18 protein-coding genes are annotated in these 20,597 nt (G+C 65.0%); 13 read left to right on the top strand and 5 right to left on the bottom strand.

Translation table 11 applies throughout. The annotated features are described in order from the left end of the window. The 3 genes from AC58D2_RS03510 (at position 1) to AC58D2_RS03500 (ending at position 2,203) form a co-directional block, all read left to right on the top strand. Positions 1-636, top strand: coding sequence for a DUF1109 domain-containing protein (locus tag AC58D2_RS03510; protein WP_497387374.1), 636 nt, complete (start codon positions 1-3; stop codon positions 634-636). A 65-nt stretch (positions 637-701) separates the two neighbouring features. Continuing rightward, positions 702-1,442: a head GIN domain-containing protein gene (locus AC58D2_RS03505; RefSeq protein WP_497387372.1), complete on the top strand. Its 741-nt coding sequence runs from the start codon at positions 702-704 to the stop codon at positions 1,440-1,442. A 44-nt stretch (positions 1,443-1,486) separates the two neighbouring features. Next, on the top strand, positions 1,487-2,203 hold the full coding sequence (locus AC58D2_RS03500) for a head GIN domain-containing protein (RefSeq protein ID WP_497387370.1): 717 nt from the start codon (positions 1,487-1,489) through the stop codon (positions 2,201-2,203). A 106-nt stretch (positions 2,204-2,309) separates the two neighbouring features. On the opposite strand, the gene AC58D2_RS03495 is transcribed toward AC58D2_RS03500, so the two are convergent. Beyond that, a complete protein-coding gene (locus AC58D2_RS03495; RefSeq protein ID WP_497387368.1) occupies positions 2,310-3,113 on the bottom strand; it encodes an SDR family oxidoreductase in 804 nt (267 codons plus the stop codon). 111 nt (positions 3,114-3,224) lie between these two features. On the opposite strand from AC58D2_RS03495, the gene AC58D2_RS03490 reads away from it, so the two are divergent. The 8 genes from AC58D2_RS03490 to AC58D2_RS03455 all read left to right on the top strand — a co-directional run bounded on the left by AC58D2_RS03490 (position 3,225) and on the right by AC58D2_RS03455 (position 12,298). Beyond that, entirely contained in the window at positions 3,225-3,737 is a 513-nt protein-coding gene (locus tag AC58D2_RS03490) for a hypothetical protein (RefSeq protein ID WP_497387366.1), read from the top strand. A gap of 23 nt (positions 3,738-3,760) precedes the next feature. Continuing rightward, positions 3,761-4,789 carry a TonB family protein gene (locus tag AC58D2_RS03485; protein WP_497387364.1) on the top strand — a complete coding sequence of 343 codons (1,029 nt, stop codon included), beginning with the start codon at positions 3,761-3,763 and terminating at the stop codon, positions 4,787-4,789. A 259-nt stretch (positions 4,790-5,048) separates the two neighbouring features. After that, positions 5,049-5,315, top strand: coding sequence for a hypothetical protein (locus AC58D2_RS03480; protein ID WP_497387362.1), 267 nt, complete (start codon positions 5,049-5,051; stop codon positions 5,313-5,315). Positions 5,316-5,427: 112 nt separating this feature from the next. Then, positions 5,428-8,160, top strand: coding sequence for a preprotein translocase subunit SecA (secA, locus tag AC58D2_RS03475; protein ID WP_497387360.1), 2,733 nt, complete (start codon positions 5,428-5,430; stop codon positions 8,158-8,160). A gap of 218 nt (positions 8,161-8,378) precedes the next feature. Next, positions 8,379-9,776, top strand: coding sequence for a circularly permuted type 2 ATP-grasp protein (locus AC58D2_RS03470; protein WP_497387358.1), 1,398 nt, complete (start codon positions 8,379-8,381; stop codon positions 9,774-9,776). Further along, the gene (locus tag AC58D2_RS03465; RefSeq protein ID WP_497387356.1) at positions 9,776-10,717 is read left to right on the top strand and encodes an alpha-E domain-containing protein; all 942 of its coding nucleotides are present in this window, start codon (positions 9,776-9,778) and stop codon (positions 10,715-10,717) included. Before AC58D2_RS03470 ends, AC58D2_RS03465 begins: the two co-directional genes overlap by 1 nt. A 2-nt stretch (positions 10,718-10,719) precedes the next feature. Continuing rightward, positions 10,720-11,523, top strand: coding sequence for a transglutaminase family protein (locus tag AC58D2_RS03460; RefSeq protein ID WP_497387354.1), 804 nt, complete (start codon positions 10,720-10,722; stop codon positions 11,521-11,523). A gap of 43 nt (positions 11,524-11,566) precedes the next feature. After that, positions 11,567-12,298 carry a proteasome-type protease gene (locus tag AC58D2_RS03455; RefSeq protein ID WP_497387352.1) on the top strand — a complete coding sequence of 244 codons (732 nt, stop codon included), beginning with the start codon at positions 11,567-11,569 and terminating at the stop codon, positions 12,296-12,298. 33 nt (positions 12,299-12,331) lie between these two features. Here AC58D2_RS03455 and acs read toward each other — a convergent pair whose 3' ends face one another. Beyond that, positions 12,332-14,296 carry an acetate--CoA ligase gene (gene acs, locus AC58D2_RS03450; RefSeq protein WP_497387350.1) on the bottom strand — a complete coding sequence of 655 codons (1,965 nt, stop codon included), beginning with the start codon at positions 14,294-14,296 and terminating at the stop codon, positions 12,332-12,334. Between the two features lie 99 nt (positions 14,297-14,395). On the opposite strand from acs, the gene amaB reads away from it, so the two are divergent. Continuing rightward, the gene (gene amaB / locus AC58D2_RS03445; RefSeq protein WP_497387348.1) at positions 14,396-15,907 is read left to right on the top strand and encodes an L-piperidine-6-carboxylate dehydrogenase; all 1,512 of its coding nucleotides are present in this window, start codon (positions 14,396-14,398) and stop codon (positions 15,905-15,907) included. Here amaB and AC58D2_RS03440 read toward each other — a convergent pair. The 3 genes from AC58D2_RS03440 to fsa all read right to left on the bottom strand — a co-directional run bounded on the left by AC58D2_RS03440 (position 15,879) and on the right by fsa (position 19,068). Next, positions 15,879-17,429 carry an acetyl-CoA acetyltransferase gene (locus AC58D2_RS03440; protein WP_497387874.1) on the bottom strand — a complete coding sequence of 517 codons (1,551 nt, stop codon included), beginning with the start codon at positions 17,427-17,429 and terminating at the stop codon, positions 15,879-15,881. The two genes, amaB and AC58D2_RS03440, sit on opposite strands and share 29 nt — an antisense overlap. Positions 17,430-17,431: 2 nt before the next feature. Then, positions 17,432-18,226 carry an enoyl-CoA hydratase-related protein gene (locus tag AC58D2_RS03435; RefSeq protein ID WP_497387346.1) on the bottom strand — a complete coding sequence of 265 codons (795 nt, stop codon included), beginning with the start codon at positions 18,224-18,226 and terminating at the stop codon, positions 17,432-17,434. Between the two features lie 191 nt (positions 18,227-18,417). Beyond that, positions 18,418-19,068: a fructose-6-phosphate aldolase gene (gene fsa / locus AC58D2_RS03430; RefSeq protein ID WP_497387344.1), complete on the bottom strand. Its 651-nt coding sequence runs from the start codon at positions 19,066-19,068 to the stop codon at positions 18,418-18,420. Between the two features lie 121 nt (positions 19,069-19,189). On the opposite strand from fsa, the gene radA reads away from it, so the two are divergent. Next, positions 19,190-20,551: a DNA repair protein RadA gene (radA, locus tag AC58D2_RS03425; protein ID WP_497387342.1), complete on the top strand. Its 1,362-nt coding sequence runs from the start codon at positions 19,190-19,192 to the stop codon at positions 20,549-20,551. Positions 20,552-20,597 lie beyond the last annotated feature (46 nt).

Raw genomic sequence — 20,597 nt, 5'->3', positions numbered from 1 at the left:
ATGACGAATCTGTCGGTCGACGATCTGATCGAGGGGCTGGCGGGCGACCTGCGTCCCGTGCGCCCGCGCCGGCTCGCGCGGGGGTGGTTGCTCGTCGGGGCGGGATGGCTCGCGACCGCCGGGCTTTTGCTGCGCCTGTTCGGCATGCGGCACGATGCGGGCGCGATGCCCGCGATGTCGATGCTGTCCTTCTGGCTCGTCGCCGCGGTCGCGGTCGCCGCGATCGGCAGCGCGTTGCGGATGGGGCTCCCCGGCGTGGGGCGCGACTATAGCGGCTGGCGCTGGGCCGGACTCGCGGCGCTCGCTTTGCCGCTCTCGGCTCTTTTCGTCGCGATGGGCGACAGCCACACGGCGGTACAGGCGATGCACGACGACGGGCGGTGCCTGCTCGTCGGCCTGCTTGCCGGGCTGGGCGTCGGCGGGGCGCTTTTCGCCTGGCTGCGCGCGGGCGCGCCGACCTCGCCCGAACGCGCGGGGTGGGTGATCGGGCTCGCCGCGGGCGCCTCGGGCGCGACGATCGCTGCGCTGCATTGCCCGGTCGACAGCATCGTTCATATCGCGCTCTGGCACGGTGGCGGCGTCCTCGTCGCGACGCTCGCCGGCCGCTGGTTGCTGCCGCCGCTGCTCCGCTGGTAGCGCCGCGCAAAGCGCTGGACACGATCTCCTTGTGTGTTATGATTGTAACACACAAGGAGATCGATATGCGCAAGTGGACGACGATGGCACTGCTGCCGCTGGTACTGGCGACCGCGACGGGTTGCAGCGGGGCCGACAAGGGGCGCGACAGCACGCGTCCCGCCGACATGGGACCGGCGACGACGAAGAATTTTGCCCTCGACGGCTTCACCGGGGTCGAAATGGCTGGACCCTATGACGTGACCATCCGTCATGGCGACGCCTTCAAGGTCGAGGCAAAGGGGCCGCAGGCCGAACTCGACCGGCTGGAGATCGATACCAGCGGCTCGACCTTGTCGATCAGCCGCCAGCGTAACAGCTGGAGCTTTGGCCGGCAGGACAAGGTCGCCATCGCGATCACTTTGCCCAAACTCGAAACCGTGCGTCTGACCGGATCGGGCTCGATCGACGCCGACAGCGTCGAAGGCGACGCGGTGAAGGCGGCGGTGACCGGATCGGGCGACCTCAAGATCGCCCGATTGACCGCGACGAGCGCCGACCTATCCATGTCGGGTTCGGGCGAGCTGGAAGTGGCGGGCGGCAAGGTCGGCTCGGGCGATATCGGCGTCACCGGATCGGGCGACATCGATGCCGGCGGCCTCGTCGCCGACACGCTCGACGTGTCGGTGACCGGTTCGGGCGATGTCGAGGCGCACGCGACCGGCAAGGCCGATGTCCGGGTGCTCGGCTCGGGCGACGTAACGGTCAAGGGCGGCGCGACCTGTTCGACCCACAAGACCGGGTCGGGCGACATCAACTGCGGATGATGCGGGCGCTGGCGCCGGTCCACCGGAGGGAGTAGGCTGGCGCCATGACCGCTCTATACCGTCCCGCCGCAGTTGCGGCGGCCATCGCCCTTTGTGCAACGTCCGCCGCGGCCGCCGAAAAGCGCTTTGGCCTGACCAGCTTCGAATCGATCGAGCTCGCGGCCGACGTCGACGTCGTGGTGACGGCGCGCGCGCCGGTAAGCGGCGTGGCGACGGGGTCGCAGGACGCTCTCGACCGCCTGAGCGTCGAGGCGCAGGACGGCCGGTTGGTAATCAAGATGCGCCAGTTCGCCGGCGACGATGAACGCCGGCGCGGCGGCGACCCCGTGACGCTGCGGGTGAATGCCGCCAATCTGCGATCCGCGATGGTCGTCGGGGCGGGGTCGCTCGATATCGATACGCTGCGCGGCGATCGCGTCACCATCGGACTGCGCGGCCCCGGGCGCCTGAGGGTGGCCCGGATCGACGCCGACCGCCTGTCGGTGGCGATGGTCGGAAATGGCACGATGACCCTTGGTGGCGCCGCGAAGCAGGGCGAGGTGCTCCTGTCCGGGTCCGGGGCGCTCGATGCCGGCGGCCTGACGATCGATAATCTGACAAGCGATAGCGAGGGGGCGGGCGATCTGATCTTTCGGGCGGCGAAAAGCGCGACCGTCACGTCGCGCGGGGTCGGCAAGACCGTCGTGTACGGCCGACCGACCTGTACCGTGCGCAACGTCGGCAGCGGCAGCGTCGAATGCGGCGTGACGGACGAGCGATAAGGGCAAGAGAATAGACGCTTATGCCCTCGCATGACGCATGCGGATGCGAGGAGCATGGGCTCCAACAGAATATCTGCCGCGGCGTAGCCGCAGGCAAAGCGGTCCCTCAGCGCCCCGCCGCGCCGAGTCCGTCGATCTTCTTCGATTGCTTTGCAATCAAACCGGGAAAGAAGCGCGCGAGCCGCGACAGGCGTTTTGCCATCTTGCCCACCGGCATATGCACGCGGTCGCCGTGCACGGCGTCCCACGCGGCCTTTGCGACATCGTCGACCGGCGAAATTTCGAATCCGCTTGCCGACAGGCGGTTGCGCGCCGGTTCGTTGCTGTCGGCGCTGACCTGATCGAGCAGCGGGGTATCGATAAAGCCTGGCATCAGCGAGCGGACCTTTATGCCATATTTGGAAAATTCGATTTCGAGCGCTTCGGTCAGGCCGCGCACCGCGAATTTCGTCGCCGAATAGACCGCAAGCCCCGCCACGCCGTAAAAGCCCGATGCCGACCCGGTGTTGAGGATTGCCGATCCGGGGGTCGCGCGCAGCAGCGGCAGGGCGGCATAGATGCCGTTGACCACGCCGCCGAAGTTGATCGCGATCAACCGGTCGGCCTCGGTGGGAGGCATGTCGACAAACTGCCCGCCCGATCCGATCCCGGCATTGTTGAACAACACGTCCAGTCGTCCGCCGCTCGCTGCGGCAAATTCGGTGAGCGCGGCCTGCCATTGGTCGCGGTCGCGCACATCCATCGCATGGCGCGACGACGCACCTTCGGGAAGCAGCGCGGCGGTCTCGTCGATCCCTTGCGTGTTGACGTCGGCGATGCCGACGAACCAGCCCTGGCTCGCGAAATGTCGGGCGGTTGCGCGGCCGATGCCCGATCCGCCGCCGGTGATGAAAATCGCCTTTCGCGCCATGGCGCACCCTCCCTTACATTGATGTCAGTGGGAATGAAAGCGATGCCGGTTCAAAGGTCAAGCCGCAATTGCGCCTTGGCAAGGCGCGGCCTCGCTGGCTATCAGGGCGGCATGACCCATTGGCGCTTGCTGCTCTTCGCCCTTTCCATCTTCGTCCTCTGCACCGCTGCGCCGGCGCAGGCCAAGGTGGTCGTCAGCTTTTACAGCCATGATTTCGGGGAACGCTTTCCCCACGGCTTCATCACGTTGAAGGGGCGGGTCGATTCGACCGGCCAGACGGTCAACTACAATTACGGCTTCACCGCGCGATCGGTGACGCCGGCGATCCTGCTCGGCGCGGTAAAGGGCTATGTGCAGAGCAAGGAAGAAAAATATGTCACCAAGAGCGACAGGCAGTTCAGCGTGACAGTCGACGATGCGACCTATGGCCGCCTGCTCACCAAGGTGCGCGAATGGCAGGATCGCAAGCAGCCCAGCTATGATCTCGGGTCGGCCAACTGCGTCCATTTCCTGATGGAGATGGCGGTCGCCGCGGGGCTGAAGGTCAACCGCGACAGCAATTATTTCAAGAAGCCCAAGAGCTTCTTGCAGGAGGTCAGGCGGCTGAACCCCGGACTCGACTGAACGGTACAAGGGGGGACAAGGGCATGGTCGCTGCACTTTGGATATTGGCTTTGGTCGCGCCGACAGCTCCGGGCGCAATGGCGGAGGCCGCCGACCTTTCCCAAGCCGGAACGCCGGCCAACAACCCCGGAAGCTGGGTAACCAACGACGATTATCCTGCCGAAGCGATGCGAGCCGAGCATGAAGGCGTTACGGCATTTCGTCTGACCTACGATGCCACCGGCAGGACGACGGGGTGCGAGGTCACGTCGTCGAGCGGTCATGCCGAGCTCGATGAGGCCACGTGCCGGCTTCTCGCGGAACGGGCGACCTTCATCCCCGGACGCGACGCGGCCGGCAAACAGACCGGAGGAACCTACAGCAATCGCGTCCGCTGGCAGATCCCCGACGGCGACTATGCAGAGATGCAAACCGCCTTCATGCCCGAAAACATCTTCGGCAACTGGCCGCGCGGAGCCTTTCCCAAAGCGGAAATGGTCGCGCTCGATCCGGCGGACTTCTATCCCGAAACCGCGCGCAAGGCGGGCGAGGAGGGGATCGTCCACATGCGCCTCTCGATCGATGTCGAGGGCAGGGTGACGGGCTGCGAGGTGACCGACAGCAGCCTTTCGCAAACGCTCGATACCGCGGCCTGCGCCCTGATGCGCGACCAGGGCGCGTTCGAGCCGGCGCTCGATAGCGAGGGAAAGCCGGCGCCCGCGACCTTCGCGGCGCATTTCGACTGGACGCTGCCGGTCGAGGAAAGCGTGGAGGACAAGGAACTCGCCAAGACGCTGGCGGCGGCGCCCCCGCGCGCGAAACCCTTTCCGATGAGCGAACCCGGAAGCGCCCATCTGTCGATCGTGATAAATGCCGACGGGCGTGTCGGCGATTGCAGCTTCGAAGGGTCGGGCCAGATGGCCGGCACCCCGGAGATGTCGCCTTGCGTTCTGTTCGGTGGCGAGGATCAACGATATCAGCCGTTTGCCGACAAGGATGGAAAGCCCGTCGCGCGCCGGGTGACCGTCGAAACCAATGTCAGGATCGAAGACGCGGCGGCCGACACCGACTAGGACCGGGCTTGGCGTTTATCTGCCTCGTATCCGTAACCCTCGATCCGTCCTTGCGAGGAGCGCAGCGACGAAGCGATCTCCGCCCATCGGCGGGTTCGCACAATGGCTGGAGATTGCTTCGCCCCGCTCGCAATGACGCATAGGGACGCGAACGGGATAGACGCCGGTTGGCTTCCCTCTGGACCTTTTTTCGCTTTCACCCTATGTTCAGCGTCCCGCGGGCACTCAATCGCCTGCCGGATCGACAGAGGGGCATCTCTTGCGTTTATTCCTGACCTTGCTCGCACTTCTGACCGGCCTTGCCGGCGCAGATCGCGCGCAGGCCGCTCCGGCCACGCCGGCGGCGATGGGCGCGCTCGTGATGCTCGCGGAAACCGCCGGTCAATCGGACAATGCCGACAAGGCTCGGCGGCCGGCCGATCCGCCCCCCTCGCGCCGCGCGTCGTGCGGTTGCCGCAAGCCGGTGCGTCCGGCTCCTCCCTATCTGCCGGGCATCCTCGGCCGATCGGACCGCGCGCTCGAATAGCCCCGACCGCCGGGCGCCACGTTCGCGCCCGATCGATTTTCAGCGGCCGCATGCGATGCGGCCGGGCAACCATTCGCGTTGCCGCCTTCAGCATTATCCAAGGAAAACCGCCATGTTCGGCAGCATTGCCAAAAGCCTGTTCGGCTCGTCCAACGAGCGTTACGTTAATTCCATCCGCAAGATCGTCGACAAGATCAACGCCTTCGAGCCCCAGATGGAGGCATTCGACGATGCGGAGCTGAAAGCGCAGACCCCGAAATTCCGTGAACGCCTCGCGGCGGGCGAAAGCCTGGACGACATCCTTCCCGAAGCCTTTGCCACGGTGCGCGAGGCGGCGCGCCGCACGCTGGGCATGCGTCATTTCGACGTACAGATGATCGGCGGGATCGTCCTGCACCGCGGCGAGATTGCCGAGATGGCGACCGGCGAGGGCAAGACGCTGATGGCGACGCTGCCCTGTTACCTCAACGCGCTCGAAGGCAAGGGCGTCCACGTCGTCACGGTCAACGACTATCTGGCGAAGCGCGATGCCGAATGGATGGGCGAAGTCTACAGTTTCCTTGGCCTGACGACGGGGATCATCGTCCCGAACCTCAACGAGACGCAGCGGCGCGAGGCATATAACAGCGACATCACCTATGCGACGAACAACGAGCTCGGCTTTGACTATCTGCGCGACAATATGAAGTTCGAGCGGTCGCAGATGGTGCACCGCCCGTTCAACTTCGGCATCGTCGACGAGGTCGATTCGATCCTGATCGACGAGGCGCGCACCCCGCTGATCATCTCCGGCCCCACCGACGACAAGTCCGAACTCTACATCCGCGTCAACGAGGTGGTGCACCGGCTCGGCGAAGAGGATTATGAAAAGGACGAAAAGGCGAAGTCGATCAGCCTGACCGAGGAAGGCACTGAGCATGTCGAGCGCCTGCTCGAGGCCGCGGGCCTGCTCCAGGGCAGCAATCTCTATGACATCGAAAACACCCAGGTCGTCCATCACGTCAACCAGGCGCTCAAGGCCATCGTGATGTTTCGCCGCGACACCGACTATATCGTCAAGGACGACAAGGTCGTGATCATCGACGAGTTCACCGGCCGCATGATGGACGGGCGCCGCTGGTCCGACGGCCTGCACCAGGCGGTCGAGGCGAAGGAGGGCGTGCAGATCGAGCCCGAGAACCAGACGCTGGCCTCGATAACCTTCCAGAATTATTTCCGCATGTATCCGAAGCTTTCGGGGATGACCGGTACCGCGGCGACCGAGGCGGCCGAATTCTTCGAAATCTACAAGATGAACGTCGTCACCATCCCGACGAACCGCCCGATCGCGCGGATCGACGAGGAGGATGAATTCTACAAGAACATCAACGACAAGTTCGGTGCGATCGCGCGCACGATCCGCGAAGCGAACGAGCGCGGCCAGCCGGTGCTCGTCGGCACCGTGTCGATCGAGAAGTCCGAACTGCTCTCCTCCTATCTCGAAAAGGAGGGTGTGCCGCACAGCGTCCTCAACGCGCGTTTCCACGAGAGCGAGGCGCACATCGTTGCGCAGGCCGGCCGGACCGGCGCGGTGACGATCGCCACGAACATGGCGGGCCGCGGTACCGACATCAAATTGGGCGGCAGCGAGGAATTCCGGATCGAGGACGAACTCGCCGACATGCCCGAAGGACCCGAGCGCGAGGCGGCCGAAGCGCGGATCCGCGAGGAAGTCGCCGCCGAGCGCGAGGCGGTGAAGGCCGCGGGCGGCCTGTTCGTACTCGCCACTGAACGCCACGAAAGCCGTCGCATCGACAACCAGCTCCGCGGTCGTTCGGGGCGCCAGGGCGATCCCGGCCTGTCGAAATTCTATCTGTGCCTCGATGATGACCTCTTGCGCATCTTCGGCCCCGACACGCTGTTCGCGAAGATGATGAACAAGAATCTCGAGGATGGCGAGGCGATCGGGTCGAAGTGGCTGTCGAAGGCGATCGAGACCGCCCAGAAGAAGGTCGAGGCGCGCAATTACGACATCCGCAAGCAGGTCGTCGAATATGACGATGTGATGAACGACCAGCGCAAGGTGATCTATGACCAGCGCGGGGAGATCATCGACAGCGAAACGGTCGATGATGCGATGCTGGGTATGCGGGCCGAAACAGTCAACGCAATCGTCGCCGACGCCTGTCCGCCGGGCAGCTATCCCGAGCAGTGGGATATCGCGGCGATGAAGGAACGGGTCGCCAACGTCCTCGAGCTCGCTCCGCCTATCGATGCGTGGATGCAGGAAGACGCCGTCGACCCCGAGATTTTCGAGGAGCGCATCCAGTCGCTTGCGGACGCCGCCGCGGCCGAAAAGGCGGCGCAGGTCGACCCCGAAACCTGGCGCGGCATCGAAAAATCGATCCTGCTCCAGACGCTCGACCATCACTGGAAAGAGCATCTTTCGACGCTCGACGCGCTGCGTCAGGTCGTCTTCTTGCGCGCCTATGCGCAGAAGCAGCCGATCAACGAATATAAGGCAGAGGCCTTTGCCCTGTTCGAGCGCATGTTGCAGAACATTCGCGAGGACGTGACGCGGACCGTCGCGCGCATCGATTTCCAGTTCCAGGAACCGGAGCCCATGCCGCTTCCCGAACTGCCCGATTTCCTGACGACGCACATCGACCCGTTCACCGGCGAGGACAATAGTGCCGACATCGACGCGGGATCGCTCGGCGTGATCGCCGACACGCTGCCGCCGATGCAGGCGCCGAGGCCGTCGGCGGGCGGCGAGAACCCCTACGCCGACATGGAAATCAGCCGCAATGCGCCATGCCCGTGCGGGTCGGGTCGCAAATACAAGCATTGCCACGGCGCCATGTAAGTCTGCGCGCGCCTCTCTCCGAATGGGGAAGGCGCGCGCGCACGATCCGACACGCCCGCTTGCCAAGGGCGCCGGCGCGGATTAGCATCGCTTCCCATAAGCTTGGTGGCCACGGAGCCGACAGGCACGCAGCAGCAGGGACCTGAGTGCCGCACCCGTTGTGCGGCAGAAAATATGTGCTGCGTGGAAAGGGTCGGAGTATCAGCTTCTTCGACGAAATGACGAGCGACGGAGGCGGCATACGCCCGCCATATCGCGAATATTTCGATTGGTTCGATGGCGAGGATGCGCAGCGTATTCACCGCAAGGCGCAGCAGGCCGAGGCCTTTTTCCGCACGATCGGTATCACTTTCAACGTCTATGGCCAGGCCGATGCCGATGAGCGGCTGATTCCCTTCGACGTCGTGCCGCGGATCATCGCGGCGAGCGAATGGCGGCGTCTGTCGCGCGGGATCGAACAGCGCGTGCGCGCTCTCAACGCCTTTCTGCACGACATCTACCATCGGCAGGAGATATTGCGCGCGGGCCGCGTCCCGACCGACCTGATCGCGCGTAACGACGCCTTCCTGCCGATGATGATGGGAATGGACCCGCCCGGCGGAATCTACACCCACATCAGCGGCATCGACATCGTCCGCACCGGGCCTGATGAATTCTATGTGCTGGAAGACAATGCGCGCACACCGTCGGGCGTGTCGTACATGCTCGAAAATCGCGAAACGATGCTCCAGATGTTTCCCGAACTCTTCGCGAAGGTCGCGGTGCGCGAGGTCAGCGATTATCCGATCAACCTTTTGAAGTCGCTGTCGGCCTGTGCCCCGCCTCTGTGCCAGGGAACTCCCACGGTCGCGGTGCTGACCCCCGGCATTCACAACAGCGCCTATTTCGAACACAGTTTCCTGGCCGACCAGATGGGCGCCGAACTGGTCGAGGGGCACGACCTGCGCGTCGTGGACGGGCGGATCGCGATGCGCACGACGCAGGGCTATCGAGCGATCGATGTCCTGTATCGCCGCGTCGACGACGATTTCCTCGACCCCCTTAATTTCCGTCCGGATTCGCTGCTTGGCGTACCGGGCATCTGGGACGTGTATCGCGCCGGCGGGATCACGATCGCCAATGCGCCGGGGACGGGGATCGCCGACGACAAGGCACTCTATAGCTATATGCCCGACATCATCGAATTCTATACCGGTGAAAAGGCGCTGTTGCCCAATGTGCCGACCTGGCGCTGCTCCGACGAGGAGCATCTGCGCGAGGTGCTCGATCGACTGCCCGAACTGGTGGTCAAGGAGGTCCACGGGTCGGGCGGCTATGGCATGCTGGTGGGGCCGGCGGCGAGCAAGCGGGAAATTTCCGCTTTCCGCAAGAAGCTGGAGGCGAATCCGGGCAATTATATCGCCCAGCCTACCTTGTCGCTGTCGACCGTGCCGATCTTCACGCGGCAGGGCCTCGCGCCGCGGCACGTCGACCTGCGACCCTTTGTCCTGATGTCGCCCCGGGGACTGACGATCACGCCCGGCGGGCTGACGCGCGTCGCAATGAAACGTGGGTCGCTGGTCGTCAATTCGAGCCAGGGCGGCGGGACCAAAGACACCTGGGTGCTGGAGGACTGATGCTCGGGAAGACCGCAGGAGCCCTGTTCTGGATGGCGCGCTACCTTGAGCGCAGCGAGAATAATGCGCGCTTGATCGACGCCGGATTCCGTATCGCCCTGACCCGGTGGCAGACCGCGCCGTCCGAATGGAAATCGATTCTCGAAACGGCAGGGGTCGATCACGCATTCATGGCCGCGCACGACGAGTATAGCTCGGCCCGCGTCGTGGATTTTCTTTTGCGGGATTCGGCCAATCCGTCGAGTATCGTGTCGCTTTCGAAACAGGCGCGTGACAATGCCCGGACCGCGCGCACCGCGCTGACCCGCGAAGTGTGGGAAGCGGTGAATATCAGCTGGATGACGATAACCGGCCTGCTCAAGCGGCAGGTGCGCGAGGACGACCTGCCCGACGTTCTCGCGGCGATCCGGCAGCAGGTTGCCCAGGTCCGCGGCGCATTGGCGGGCACGATGCTGCGCAACGACGGCTATAACTTCGCGCGGCTCGGCACCTTCCTGGAACGCGCCGACAACACGGCGCGCATCCTGGACGTCAAATATTATCTGCTGCTGCCTTCGGTCGCGCATATCGGAAGCTCGATCGACAATGTGCAGTGGGAGACGATCCTGCGCTCGGTTTCAGCGCACCGCGCCTATCGCTGGCTCTACGGCGCCGAAATCAGCGCGCTCAAGATCGCCGAGTTCCTGATCCTCTATGGCCAGATGCCGCGCAGCCTGGCCTTCTGCTGCGACAAGATGCAGGACAATCTCGGCTGGCTCCAGCGCGGATATGGCGAAGAGACCGAGGCGGGGCGGATGGCGATCGCCATCTGCCGCGACAAACTGTCGGCGCCGATCCAGACGATCTTCGATGGCGGGCTGCACGAATATCTGCGCGGCTTCCTGTCGGCAAATGCCGCGCTCGCGCAGCAGATCGAGCGCGATTACCGGTTCGTGGAGTGACGATGCGCCTGTCTGTCGAACATATCACCCATTATCAATATGACGCGCCGGTGGGCTATGCGCTGCAACAGGTCCGGCTGATGCCCAAGGAACGCCCCGGCCAGCAGAGCGTCCACGACTGGACGATCGAGGTCGAGGGCGGGACGAAGCAGCTACATTATACCGACCATCACGGCAATGGAGTCGACCTGATTGCGCTCGACACCGGCGTCCGGGAACTGGTTATCCGGTGCCGCGGCGAGGTCGAGCTGCACACCACCGATGGCGTGATCGGCGCGCATCGCGGCGCGATGCCGCTGTGGATATTCCTGCGTCCGACGGCATTGACGCGGGCAGGACGCCATGTCCGGTCGCTGACCGCGTCACTGGGGCGCGACTTCGAATCGGATATCGAACAGGCGCACGCGCTGTCGGCGCTGATCCTCGAAAGACTCGCATACAAGGTCGGTGTGACCGATGCCGAGACGAGCGCCGAACAGGCTTTGGCAGGCGAAGGCGGCGTATGCCAGGACCACGCGCATATCTTCATCGCGGCGATGCGCCACCTAGGCTATCCGGCGCGCTACGTGTCGGGGTATCTGCGCATGGACGACCGCACCGAGCAGGATGCGACCCACGCCTGGGCGGAGGCCTATTTCGACCATATCGGCTGGATCGGCTTCGACGTGAGCAATGGCCACTCGCCCGACGCGCGCTATATCCGCGTCGCGACGGGGCTCGACTATCGCGATGCCGCCCCGGTTCGCGGCATGCGCTATGGTGCGGCGCAAGAAAATCTGGTTGTCCAATTGCAGGTCCAGCAATAATCGGGACCGGACGGGCGGATTTGCGGGGGCGAACAGCGATTCGATGACTTATTGCGTTGGTATGCGGCTTAACAAGGGGCTGGTGTTCATGTCGGACACCCGCACCAACGCGGGCGTCGATGATATTTCGCAGGTTCGCAAGATGCGCAGCTGGCACGTGCCCGGCGAGCGGGTCATCACCTTGATGTCGGCGGGTAATCTGGCCACGACGCAAGCCGTGGTCAGCCTGCTCGACGAGCGTACGAAGGCGCCCGAAGAGCGCCACCCCTCGATCCTCGAATGCCCTTCGATGTTCCAGGTCGCGACGACGATCGGCGAAGTGCTGCGCGGTATCGTCATGCGGCACAATGACGAGGGACCGGTCGCCGAGTCGATCTTTCGCGCGTCGCTGATCGTCGGGGGGCAAATCAAGGGCTCCGAGCCACGGCTGTTCCTGATCTATCCCGAGGGCAATTTCATCGAGGCGGGAGAGGACAACCCCTTTTTCCAGATCGGCGAAACCAAATATGGCCGCCCGATCATCGTGCGCAGCTATGATCCCGCCATGTCGTTCGAGGATGCGGTGAAGCTGCTCTGTGTGTCGTTCGATTCGACGATCCGCGCGAACGCGGGAGTCGACCTGCCGATCGACCTCAAAATCCACGAGCGCGACGATTTCACGACGGTGCGCGAGCGTCGCTTCGAGCGCGACGACCCTTATTTCCGTCGTGTGTCGGAGGGCTGGGCCGAAGCGCTGGGGATCGCGCTGGCCGAACTGCCGGATTTTCATTTTTAGCGGTTCCCCTCCCGCTTGCGGGAGGGGAGATGATTACCGATTCTTCCGTCCCTCGATCAGCCCGTCGACCAGGCTGGGGTCGGCGAGCGTCGAGGTGTCGCCGAGCGACCCGAAGTCATTCTCTGCGATCTTGCGCAGGATGCGGCGCATGATCTTGCCCGAGCGCGTCTTGGGAAGCGCGGGGGTGAAGTGGATATGGTCGGGGGTGGCGATCGGGCCAATTTCGCTGCGCACCTGTTGCCGCAGTTCGGCGAGCAGGTCGTCGTTGGGGTCGATCCCGGCGTTGACCGTGACATAGGCGTAGATGCCCTGGCCCTTGATGTCGTGCGGATAGCCGACCACCGCCGCTTCGGCCACCTTGTCGTGAAGCACCAGTGCGCTTTCGACTTCGGCCGTGCCCATGCGATGGCCCGACACGTTGATCACGTCGTCGACGCGGCCGGTGATGCGCCAATAGCCGTCGGCGTCGCGGCGACAGCCATCGCCGGTGAAATATTTGCCCTTGTAGGTCGAAAAATAGGTCTGAACGAAACGATCATGGTCGCCATAGACCGATCGCATCTGCCCCGGCCAGCTGTGCGTGATGCACAGATTGCCCTCGGCCGCGCCGCCGGTCTGTTCGTCGACGAGCACACCGCCCTCCGCATCGACGAGCTGCGGACGGATGCCAAAGAAGGGACGCCCGGCGCTGCCCGGCTGCATCGCGTGCGCGCCGGGCAGGGTGGTGATCATGATGCCGCCGGTTTCGGTCTGCCACCAGGTATCGATCACGGGGACGCGGCCCTTGCCGACGACGTCGTGATACCAGCGCCACGCCTCCGGGTTGATAGGCTCGCCGACGCTGCCGAGCAGACGGATCGACGACAGGTCGTGCCGCGTCACATAATCGTCGCCCTCGCGCATCAGCGCGCGGATCGCCGTGGGTGCGGTGTAGAGGATGTTGACCTGGTGCTTGTCGACGACCCGCCAGAAGCGGTCGTGGTCGGGATAGTTGGGAATACCCTCGAACATCACGCTGGTCGCGCCGTTCTGCAGCGGGCCATAGACGACATAGCTGTGACCCGTGACCCAGCCGATGTCGGCGGTGCACCAAAAGACTTCGCCGGGACGATAGTCGAACCCGTACCAAAAGGTCATCGCGGTCCACACCGAATAACCGCCGACCGTGTGCAGCACGCCCTTCGGCTTGCCGGTCGAGCCCGAGGTGTAGAGGATGAACAGCGGGTCTTCGGCGTTCATCGGCTCGCACGGGCAATCGGCGTCGACGTCGGCGGAGAGCGCGTCATACCAATGATCGCGCCCTTCCTTCATCGCGACGTCGCCGCCGGTGTGTGCGATGACGAGCACGCCCTTCACCGCGACCTTTTCGAGCGCCTTGTCGACATTGGCCTTCAGGGGAATCGTTTTGCCGCCGCGCAGCCCTTCGTCGGCGCAGATCACCCAGTCGCTCGCGCAATCCTCGATTCGGCCGTGGATCGCCTCGGGCGAAAAGCCGCCGAAGATGACGCTGTGGATCGCCCCGATACGCGCGCAGGCGAGCATCGCGACCGCCCCTTCGGGCACCATCGGCATATAGATGGTGACACGATCGCCCTTTTTGACGCCCAGCTTTTTGAGAGTGTTCGCCATGCGGATCGTGTCGGCGAGCAGCGCGGCATAGCTGATATGACGCGTTTCGCCGTCGGGGGCGTCGGGTTCGAAGATGATCGCCGTGCGTTCGCCATGCCCCGCCGCGACATGGCGGTCGAGCGCATTGTGGCACAGGTTCAGGACGCCGTCCTCATACCATTTGATGCTCACCGGGTCGTAGGACCAGTTGGCGATCTTCGTGGGCGGCACGATCCAGTCGATGCGCTTCGCCTGATCGGCCCAGAAGCCGTCGGGATCGGCGATGCTTTGCGCATAGAGGCGGTCGTAATCGGCCGCGCTGCAATGCGTGTTCGCTGCGGCATCGGCGGGAACGGGGACCAGCGGTTCGGAGGGGGGTAGGTCGGACACGTCAGCTTCTCCCGCTTTCGGTTTCAATCTCGTCTTCCCTGCGATACTCCGCGGCCCGCAAGTTTCAAGGGCAGCGCGCCAGATAGGAAAGGATAGGCGATGACCGCGATCGGCAAAGAGGTGGGACGGCTGCTCGACGGGCTGGGTATCGACCGCAAGCTGTGGAGCGACGGGTCGATGCCGGCGGTTACGCCGTTGAGCGGCGAACGCATCGGCCTGGTCCGCATCGCCGACGCTGCGACGATCGACGTGGTGCTCGACACCGCGACGGCAGCGTTTCGCGCGTGGCGGCAGGTGCCGGCTCCGCATCGCGGCGAACTCGTCCGGTTGTTCGGCGAGGAACTCCGTGCCGCAAAGGACGATCTGGCGAAGCTCGTCACGATCGAGGCAGGCAAAATTCCGTCCGAAGGCGCGGGCGAGGTGCAGGAGATGATCGACATCTGCGACTTCGCCGTCGGCCTGTCGCGCCAGCTGTACGGCCTGACGATCGCGACCGAGCGCGCCGGACATCGGATGATGGAGGTCTGGCATCCGCTCGGGGTCGTCGGCGTGATTTCCGCCTTCAACTTCCCCGTCGCCGTGTGGGCATGGAACGCGGCACTCGCGCTCGTTTGCGGCAACAGCATCGTTTGGAAACCATCGGAAAAGACGCCGCTGACCGCGCTCGCGACGCAAGCGATTTTCGAGCGCGCGCTCGCGCGGTACGCCGACGCGCCGGCGGGGCTGTCGCAGCTGCTGGTCGGCGGGCGCGAGGTCGGCGAGGCACTGGTCGACGATGCGCGGGTGGCGCTGGTATCGGCGACCGGATCGACGCGTATGGGCCGATCGGTGGCACCCCGGCTCGCGGGCCGCTTTGCACGCGCCATCCTGGAACTCGGCGGGAACAACGGCGTGATCGTCGCGCCGTCGGCCGACCTCGACCTCGCGCTGCACGGGGTGGCATTCGGGGCTATCGGGACCGCCGGACAGCGCTGTACCACGACGCGGCGCCTGTTCCTGCACGACAGCATCTACGACGAATTCGTGGCCAGGCTGAAAGCGGCGTATGCCAGCGTCCCGGTCGGTAACCCGCTAGAGAAGGACGTGCTGGTCGGGCCGCTGATCGATGGGGCGGCCTATGAAGCGATGCGGGTGGCGCTTGCAGCAGCCGAACGCGCCGGCGGGGTCGTTCATGGGGGCGATCGCGTCGGGGAAGGCGAATGCTATTATGTGCGCCCCGCACTCGTCGAGATGCCCGGTCAGGTAGGACCCGTGCGCGAGGAGACCTTTGCGCCGATCCTCTATGTCATGCGTTATGACGACCTGGATGCCGCGATCCGGCTGCACAACGATGTGGCGGCAGGGCTGTCGTCGGCGATCTTCACCACCGACATGCGCGAGGCCGAGCGTTTCCTCGCGGCGAGCGACTGCGGCATCGCCAACGTCAACCTGGGCACGTCGGGCGCCGAGATCGGTGGGGCATTCGGCGGCGAGAAGGAAACCGGCGGCGGACGCGAGTCGGGGTCCGACAGCTGGAAATCCTATATGCGCCGCGCGACCAACACGGTGAATTATTCGGATGCGCTGCCGCTGGCGCAGGGAGTCAGTTTCGAAATCCAGAGCGGGAATTAGGGTCAGGATCCATAGAGGTCTGGGCGGCCCGCCACCCGTACCCCTCTGCAAGCGCGACCATTTGCCCGGCCGTCCCGACCGGTTCCCGCGTTCCATCTGTCAGAAACGCCAGCATCGCCGCGTCGTTTACGTCGACATGCGCGAGCGTGCGCTGGCCCGCAGGGGTGCGTGCGACCACGACGCCGGCTTTCGGGGCGCCGTCGCGGGCATAGAAGATCGTATAGCTTTCGATCGTCGCCGGGCCGGCATAATCCTGGACCAGCTCGGGTACTCCGCCGCGCTTTGCTTCGGCTTCGGCTTGATAGTCGAAATCCTGAGGAAACTGCGCCGCTGCGATCGGCCCCTTGCCCAGCACGATGCAGTGATTGTCGGTCGCGAAGCCGCCGTTGGCGAACAGGAAGCCATAGCGCCCTTCGCGGCGCAGGCGCTCGGTCATCGAAACGATCGCGTGGCTCATATAATTGGCGATCGGGCCGCCGCCGAAGGTCAGGCCGCCGAACACGGTCGCGGGCCAGTCGGCCGGCCAGCCGAGCACGCGGCGCGCCATCTTGGGTACGCACGGGAAGCAGCTGTAGAGTTCGACGCAATCGAAATCCTCCGCGGTCATCCCGTTCAGCGCGAGCGTCCGGGCGATCGATGTTTCCATGCTGACGCTGCCGTCGTAACGGTCGCGGGCGAGGATGCTGGCGGGCTCCTTCGCCGCGGCCCCCATGCCGACATAGATCAGGCGATCCTCCGCAATCCCGCGCCGTCGCGCTTCGGCAAGGCTGGCGACGAGGAAGCCCGCACCTTGATTGACCGACGAGTTGGCGACCATCAGCTTGGAGTAAGGAAAGGCGATAGGCCGGTTGCGCTCGTTGACGCGCAGAATGTCGGCGGGGGAGGCGGCTTTCCGGATCCATGCGCCCTCGTTGCCGGCGGCGACTTGCGAGAAGCGCGACCAGATTTCGGCGCTTTCGGCCTGGGCTTCGGCGAGGCTTTGGCCCCAGGCCGCGCGGGTGGCATTTTCATAGAGCGGGTAGACGTCGACCGGCGCGGAGAGGCCATGCCGCTGCGCATAGTCGGGCTCGCGCCGCGTCGCGACCTTGCGGATGGCATTATAGCTTTTGTCCTCGCCGCTCGCAGCCTTCGCGGCGCGGCCCGCCGCGGTGCGCAGCGCCTCGGCGCCGACGATCGCGGCGAGTTTGACCTCACCCGCGCCGATACGGTTTGCGGTTTCGTTGAGGAGGCGGACCGGGGTGTCGCCGTGCGGCGCCGCCGACTGATAATTGACCGTCGGGTTCGCGCCGATCGCGGCGGCGAGTGGGTCGCAAAGCTTGCCAAGACTGTAAAAGCTTATCTGGTCGACGATCGCGAGGCTGTCTATCTCGGCGAGCGGCACTCCGGCGTCCGCCGCCGCGCGCTCGAGTGCCGCGACCATCAGGCCGAGCGAGTCGAGGCCCTGGCCGGGATCGTCGGGGCGGTCGTTGACCTGCCCGACGCCGACGATGACGGGAATGCGCTCGGGATCGGTCGTCGCCATCATCAGCGCGCCTTCCACTCGGGCTTGCGCTTTTCGGCGAAGGCGCGCGGTCCTTCGCGGGCATCCTCGCTGCGCATCAGGGCAGCACGTTCGATCGTATTATGCTCCCAATAGGGCGCATCGGCGGCGATGCGGCCGTCCTGAATGCCGAGCGCGACGCGCTTCGACGCCTGTACCGAGAGCGGAGCATTGGCGGCGATCTTGTCGGCGAGCGCGATCGCGGTGGGCATCAGATCGGCGAGCGGGACGACGCGGTTGACGAGGCCGAACTGCGCGGCGCGCGCGGCGGGGATCGGGTCGCCGGTCAGCATATGCTCCATCGCGAGCTTGCGCGGCATCTGCTGCGCGAGGCGGAATGCGCCGCCCGCCGCGGCGAAGAGGCCGACCTTGACCTCGGGCAGCCCGAATTGCGCATGATCCGCCGCGACGATCAGGTCGCTCATCAGGGCAATCTCGCACCCGCCGCCAAAGGCGAAACCATTGACCGCGGCGATGATCGGCTTCGAGATCGGGTGCGCCACCATGCCCGCGAAGCCCCACGCCTGTTGCTCGGCATTGTCGGGCGCAAGACTTTCGCCGCGCGAGAGGGCGACCAGGTCGGCGCCCGCGCAAAAGCTCTTGTCGCCCGCGCCGGTTATGATGACGGCGCGGATTTCGGGGTCGTCTTCCGCCACTTCGAGCGCGGTGCCGATGCCGACATGAACCGCGGCGTTGACCGCATTGCGCGCCTCTGGCCGGTTGATCGTGAGGATCAGGATATGGCCGCGGCGTTCGGTGAGGATGGTGGTGTCGGTCATCGCGAATCTCTCCCTTTCGGGCGAGTATCGCGGGAGGTTGACGTTTACGTCAACTGGAAAGGGCGGCCGCGCACATAAGCTGTGCGCTGCCGCGAAGGCGGGAGCCTCTCACCGGCCGGTGCTATTTGAAACCGGCAGGAGATGGGTCCCCGCCTGCGCGGGGATTCACCATTGTTGCAGGTTTCGTAAAATCAGATCGACTGGCCGGTCTTCGCCCAATCCGCCAGAAAGCCTTCGATGCCCTTTTCGGTCAGGACATGCTTGAACAGCCCCTTGATGACCGCCGGCGGCGCGGTCATCACGTCGGCGCCGATCTTCGCGGCTTCGAGGACATGGATGCCGTGACGAACGCTCGCTACGAGGATCTCCGTCGCGAAGTCATAATTGTCGTAGATCAGGCGGATGTCGGCGATCAGGCCCATGCCGTCGAAGCCATTGTCATCGTGGCGGCCGACAAAGGGGGAGACAAAGGTCGCGCCGGCCTTCGCCGCGAGAAGCGCCTGGTTCGCCGAAAAGCACAAGGTGACATTGACCATCGTGCCGTCGCCGGTCAGGGCCTTGCAGGTCTTCAGACCGTCGATCGTCAGCGGAACCTTGATGCAGACATTGTCGGCGATCTTGCGGAGGATCTCGGCCTCCTTCATCATCGTTTCATGGTCGAGCGCGACGACTTCGGCCGACACCGGACCGTCGACGAGCGCGCAGATTTCCTTCGTCACTTCCTTGAAGTCGCGGCCGGACTTGGCGATCAGCGACGGGTTGGTGGTGACACCGTCGAGCAGCCCGGTGGCGGCGAGCTCCTGAATGGCGTCGATCTCGGCGGTGTCGGCGAAGAATTTCATGGGTGCGCTTTCCTTTGCGGACGGTGATTCGGGATTGCGATACCCCCTACTGCCCTTTCGGCGCCATTGCGAGGGTGGGAAATTGCTGGCGTTCCATATTTGTTCCGGTTAAGCGATCCGCATGGCCAAAGCGAAACGTCAATATGTCTGCCAGAATTGCGGGGGCGTGAGCTATCGCTGGCAGGGGCAGTGCGCCGATTGCGGCGAATGGAACACGCTGATCGAGGACGTCCCCGAAACGGCGTTTTCGGCGAAGCATGACCTCAGTCGCGGCGGGCGGACGCTGGCGCTCGAAACGCTCGATGCCGACAGCCCGATGCCCGCGCGGATGCTGTGCGGTATCGCCGAGTTCGACCGCGCGCTGGGGGGCGGTTTCGTCGCGGGATCGGCTACGCTGATCGGCGGCGATCCGGGGATCGGCAAGTCGACGCTGTTGTTGCAGGCCGCGGGGCGGCTTGCGAAGGCGGGCAGGTCGGTCGTCTATATCAGCGGCGAGGAAGCGGCAGCGCAGGTGCGTCTGCGCGCGCAGCGGCTGGGGCTCGGCGAGGCGCCGGTCGCGCTCGCGAGTGCGACCTCGGTGCGCGACATCCTCGCGACGCTCGATGGGCGGGGCGCCGATTTCGTCGTGATCGATTCGATCCAGACGATGCACAGCGATGTGATCGACAGCGCGCCGGGCACGGTGAGCCAGGTCCGCGCGAGCGCGCAGGAACTGATCCGCTATGCCAAGGACAGCGGCGCCGCGATCGTGCTCGTCGGGCATGTCACGAAGGACGGAACGATCGCGGGACCGCGCGTGCTCGAACATATGGTCGACACCGTGCTCGCCTTCGAGGGCGAGCGCAGCCACCAGTATCGCATCCTGCGCGCGGTGAAGAACCGCTTTGGCGGAACCGACGAGATCGGCGTATTCGCGATGGGCGAGGAAGGGTTGGGCGAGGTGTCGAACCCGTCGAGCCTGTTCCTGACTGACCGCAGCCGCGACGTCCCGGGATCGGTGGTCTTTCCGGCGCTCGAAGGGACGCGCCCGGTGCTTGTCGAGGTGCAGGCGCTGACCGTGCGGCTGGCGAGCGGCGCGACGCCGCGCCGCGCGGTCGTCGGTTGGGACAGCGGACGCCTCGCGATGGTGCTCGCGGTGCTCGAAGCGCGCTGCGGGCTCCAGATGGGTGCGGCCGAAGTCTATCTCAACATCGCGGGCGGCTATCGCCTCACCGATCCAGCCGCCGACCTCGCGGTCGCCGCGGCGCTGATCTCCGCGTTCAGCGAGCGGCCGGTGCCGTCCGATGCCATCGTCTTTGGGGAATTGTCGCTGTCGGGCGAGGTGCGCCCCGTCGCGCACGACGCGCTACGCTTGCGCGAGTCGGCAAAGCTCGGCTTTTCAAGGGGATGGGGTCCGAAGGCGATGAAGGGTGTGAACGGGATCGATGTGACCGGTTTCGGCCGGCTCGGCGAACTCGTTGACCTGATGCTGGGCCGTGACTAGACCGGCCAGCGCCATCTTTTTCCGTTCGCCCTGAGCTTGTCGAAGG

The organism is Sphingopyxis sp. CR5 (assembly GCF_059693785.1).
The sequence above is the reverse complement of the archived record's forward strand: the minus strand, read 5'-3'. Positions and strand labels throughout refer to the sequence as shown.

What these genes read in the sequence shown, in the direction of transcription:
- AC58D2_RS03510 (WP_497387374.1), top strand. Translation starts at nt 1, where the DNA reads ATGACGAATCTGTCGGTCGACGATCTGATCGAGGGGCTGGCGGGCGAC.
- AC58D2_RS03505 (WP_497387372.1), top strand. Translation starts at nt 702, where the DNA reads ATGCGCAAGTGGACGACGATGGCACTGCTGCCGCTGGTACTGGCGACC.
- AC58D2_RS03500 (WP_497387370.1), top strand. Translation starts at nt 1,487, where the DNA reads ATGACCGCTCTATACCGTCCCGCCGCAGTTGCGGCGGCCATCGCCCTT.
- AC58D2_RS03495 (WP_497387368.1), bottom strand. Translation starts at nt 3,113, where the DNA reads ATGGCGCGAAAGGCGATTTTCATCACCGGCGGCGGATCGGGCATCGGC.
- AC58D2_RS03490 (WP_497387366.1), top strand. Translation starts at nt 3,225, where the DNA reads ATGACCCATTGGCGCTTGCTGCTCTTCGCCCTTTCCATCTTCGTCCTC.
- AC58D2_RS03485 (WP_497387364.1), top strand. Translation starts at nt 3,761, where the DNA reads ATGGTCGCTGCACTTTGGATATTGGCTTTGGTCGCGCCGACAGCTCCG.
- secA (WP_497387360.1), top strand. Translation starts at nt 5,428, where the DNA reads ATGTTCGGCAGCATTGCCAAAAGCCTGTTCGGCTCGTCCAACGAGCGT.
- AC58D2_RS03470 (WP_497387358.1), top strand. Translation starts at nt 8,379, where the DNA reads ATGACGAGCGACGGAGGCGGCATACGCCCGCCATATCGCGAATATTTC.
- AC58D2_RS03465 (WP_497387356.1), top strand. Translation starts at nt 9,776, where the DNA reads ATGCTCGGGAAGACCGCAGGAGCCCTGTTCTGGATGGCGCGCTACCTT.
- AC58D2_RS03460 (WP_497387354.1), top strand. Translation starts at nt 10,720, where the DNA reads ATGCGCCTGTCTGTCGAACATATCACCCATTATCAATATGACGCGCCG.
- AC58D2_RS03455 (WP_497387352.1), top strand. Translation starts at nt 11,567, where the DNA reads ATGACTTATTGCGTTGGTATGCGGCTTAACAAGGGGCTGGTGTTCATG.
- amaB (WP_497387348.1), top strand. Translation starts at nt 14,396, where the DNA reads ATGACCGCGATCGGCAAAGAGGTGGGACGGCTGCTCGACGGGCTGGGT.
- AC58D2_RS03440 (WP_497387874.1), bottom strand. Translation starts at nt 17,429, where the DNA reads ATGGCGACGACCGATCCCGAGCGCATTCCCGTCATCGTCGGCGTCGGG.
- AC58D2_RS03435 (WP_497387346.1), bottom strand. Translation starts at nt 18,226, where the DNA reads ATGACCGACACCACCATCCTCACCGAACGCCGCGGCCATATCCTGATC.
- fsa (WP_497387344.1), bottom strand. Translation starts at nt 19,068, where the DNA reads ATGAAATTCTTCGCCGACACCGCCGAGATCGACGCCATTCAGGAGCTC.
- radA (WP_497387342.1), top strand. Translation starts at nt 19,190, where the DNA reads ATGGCCAAAGCGAAACGTCAATATGTCTGCCAGAATTGCGGGGGCGTG.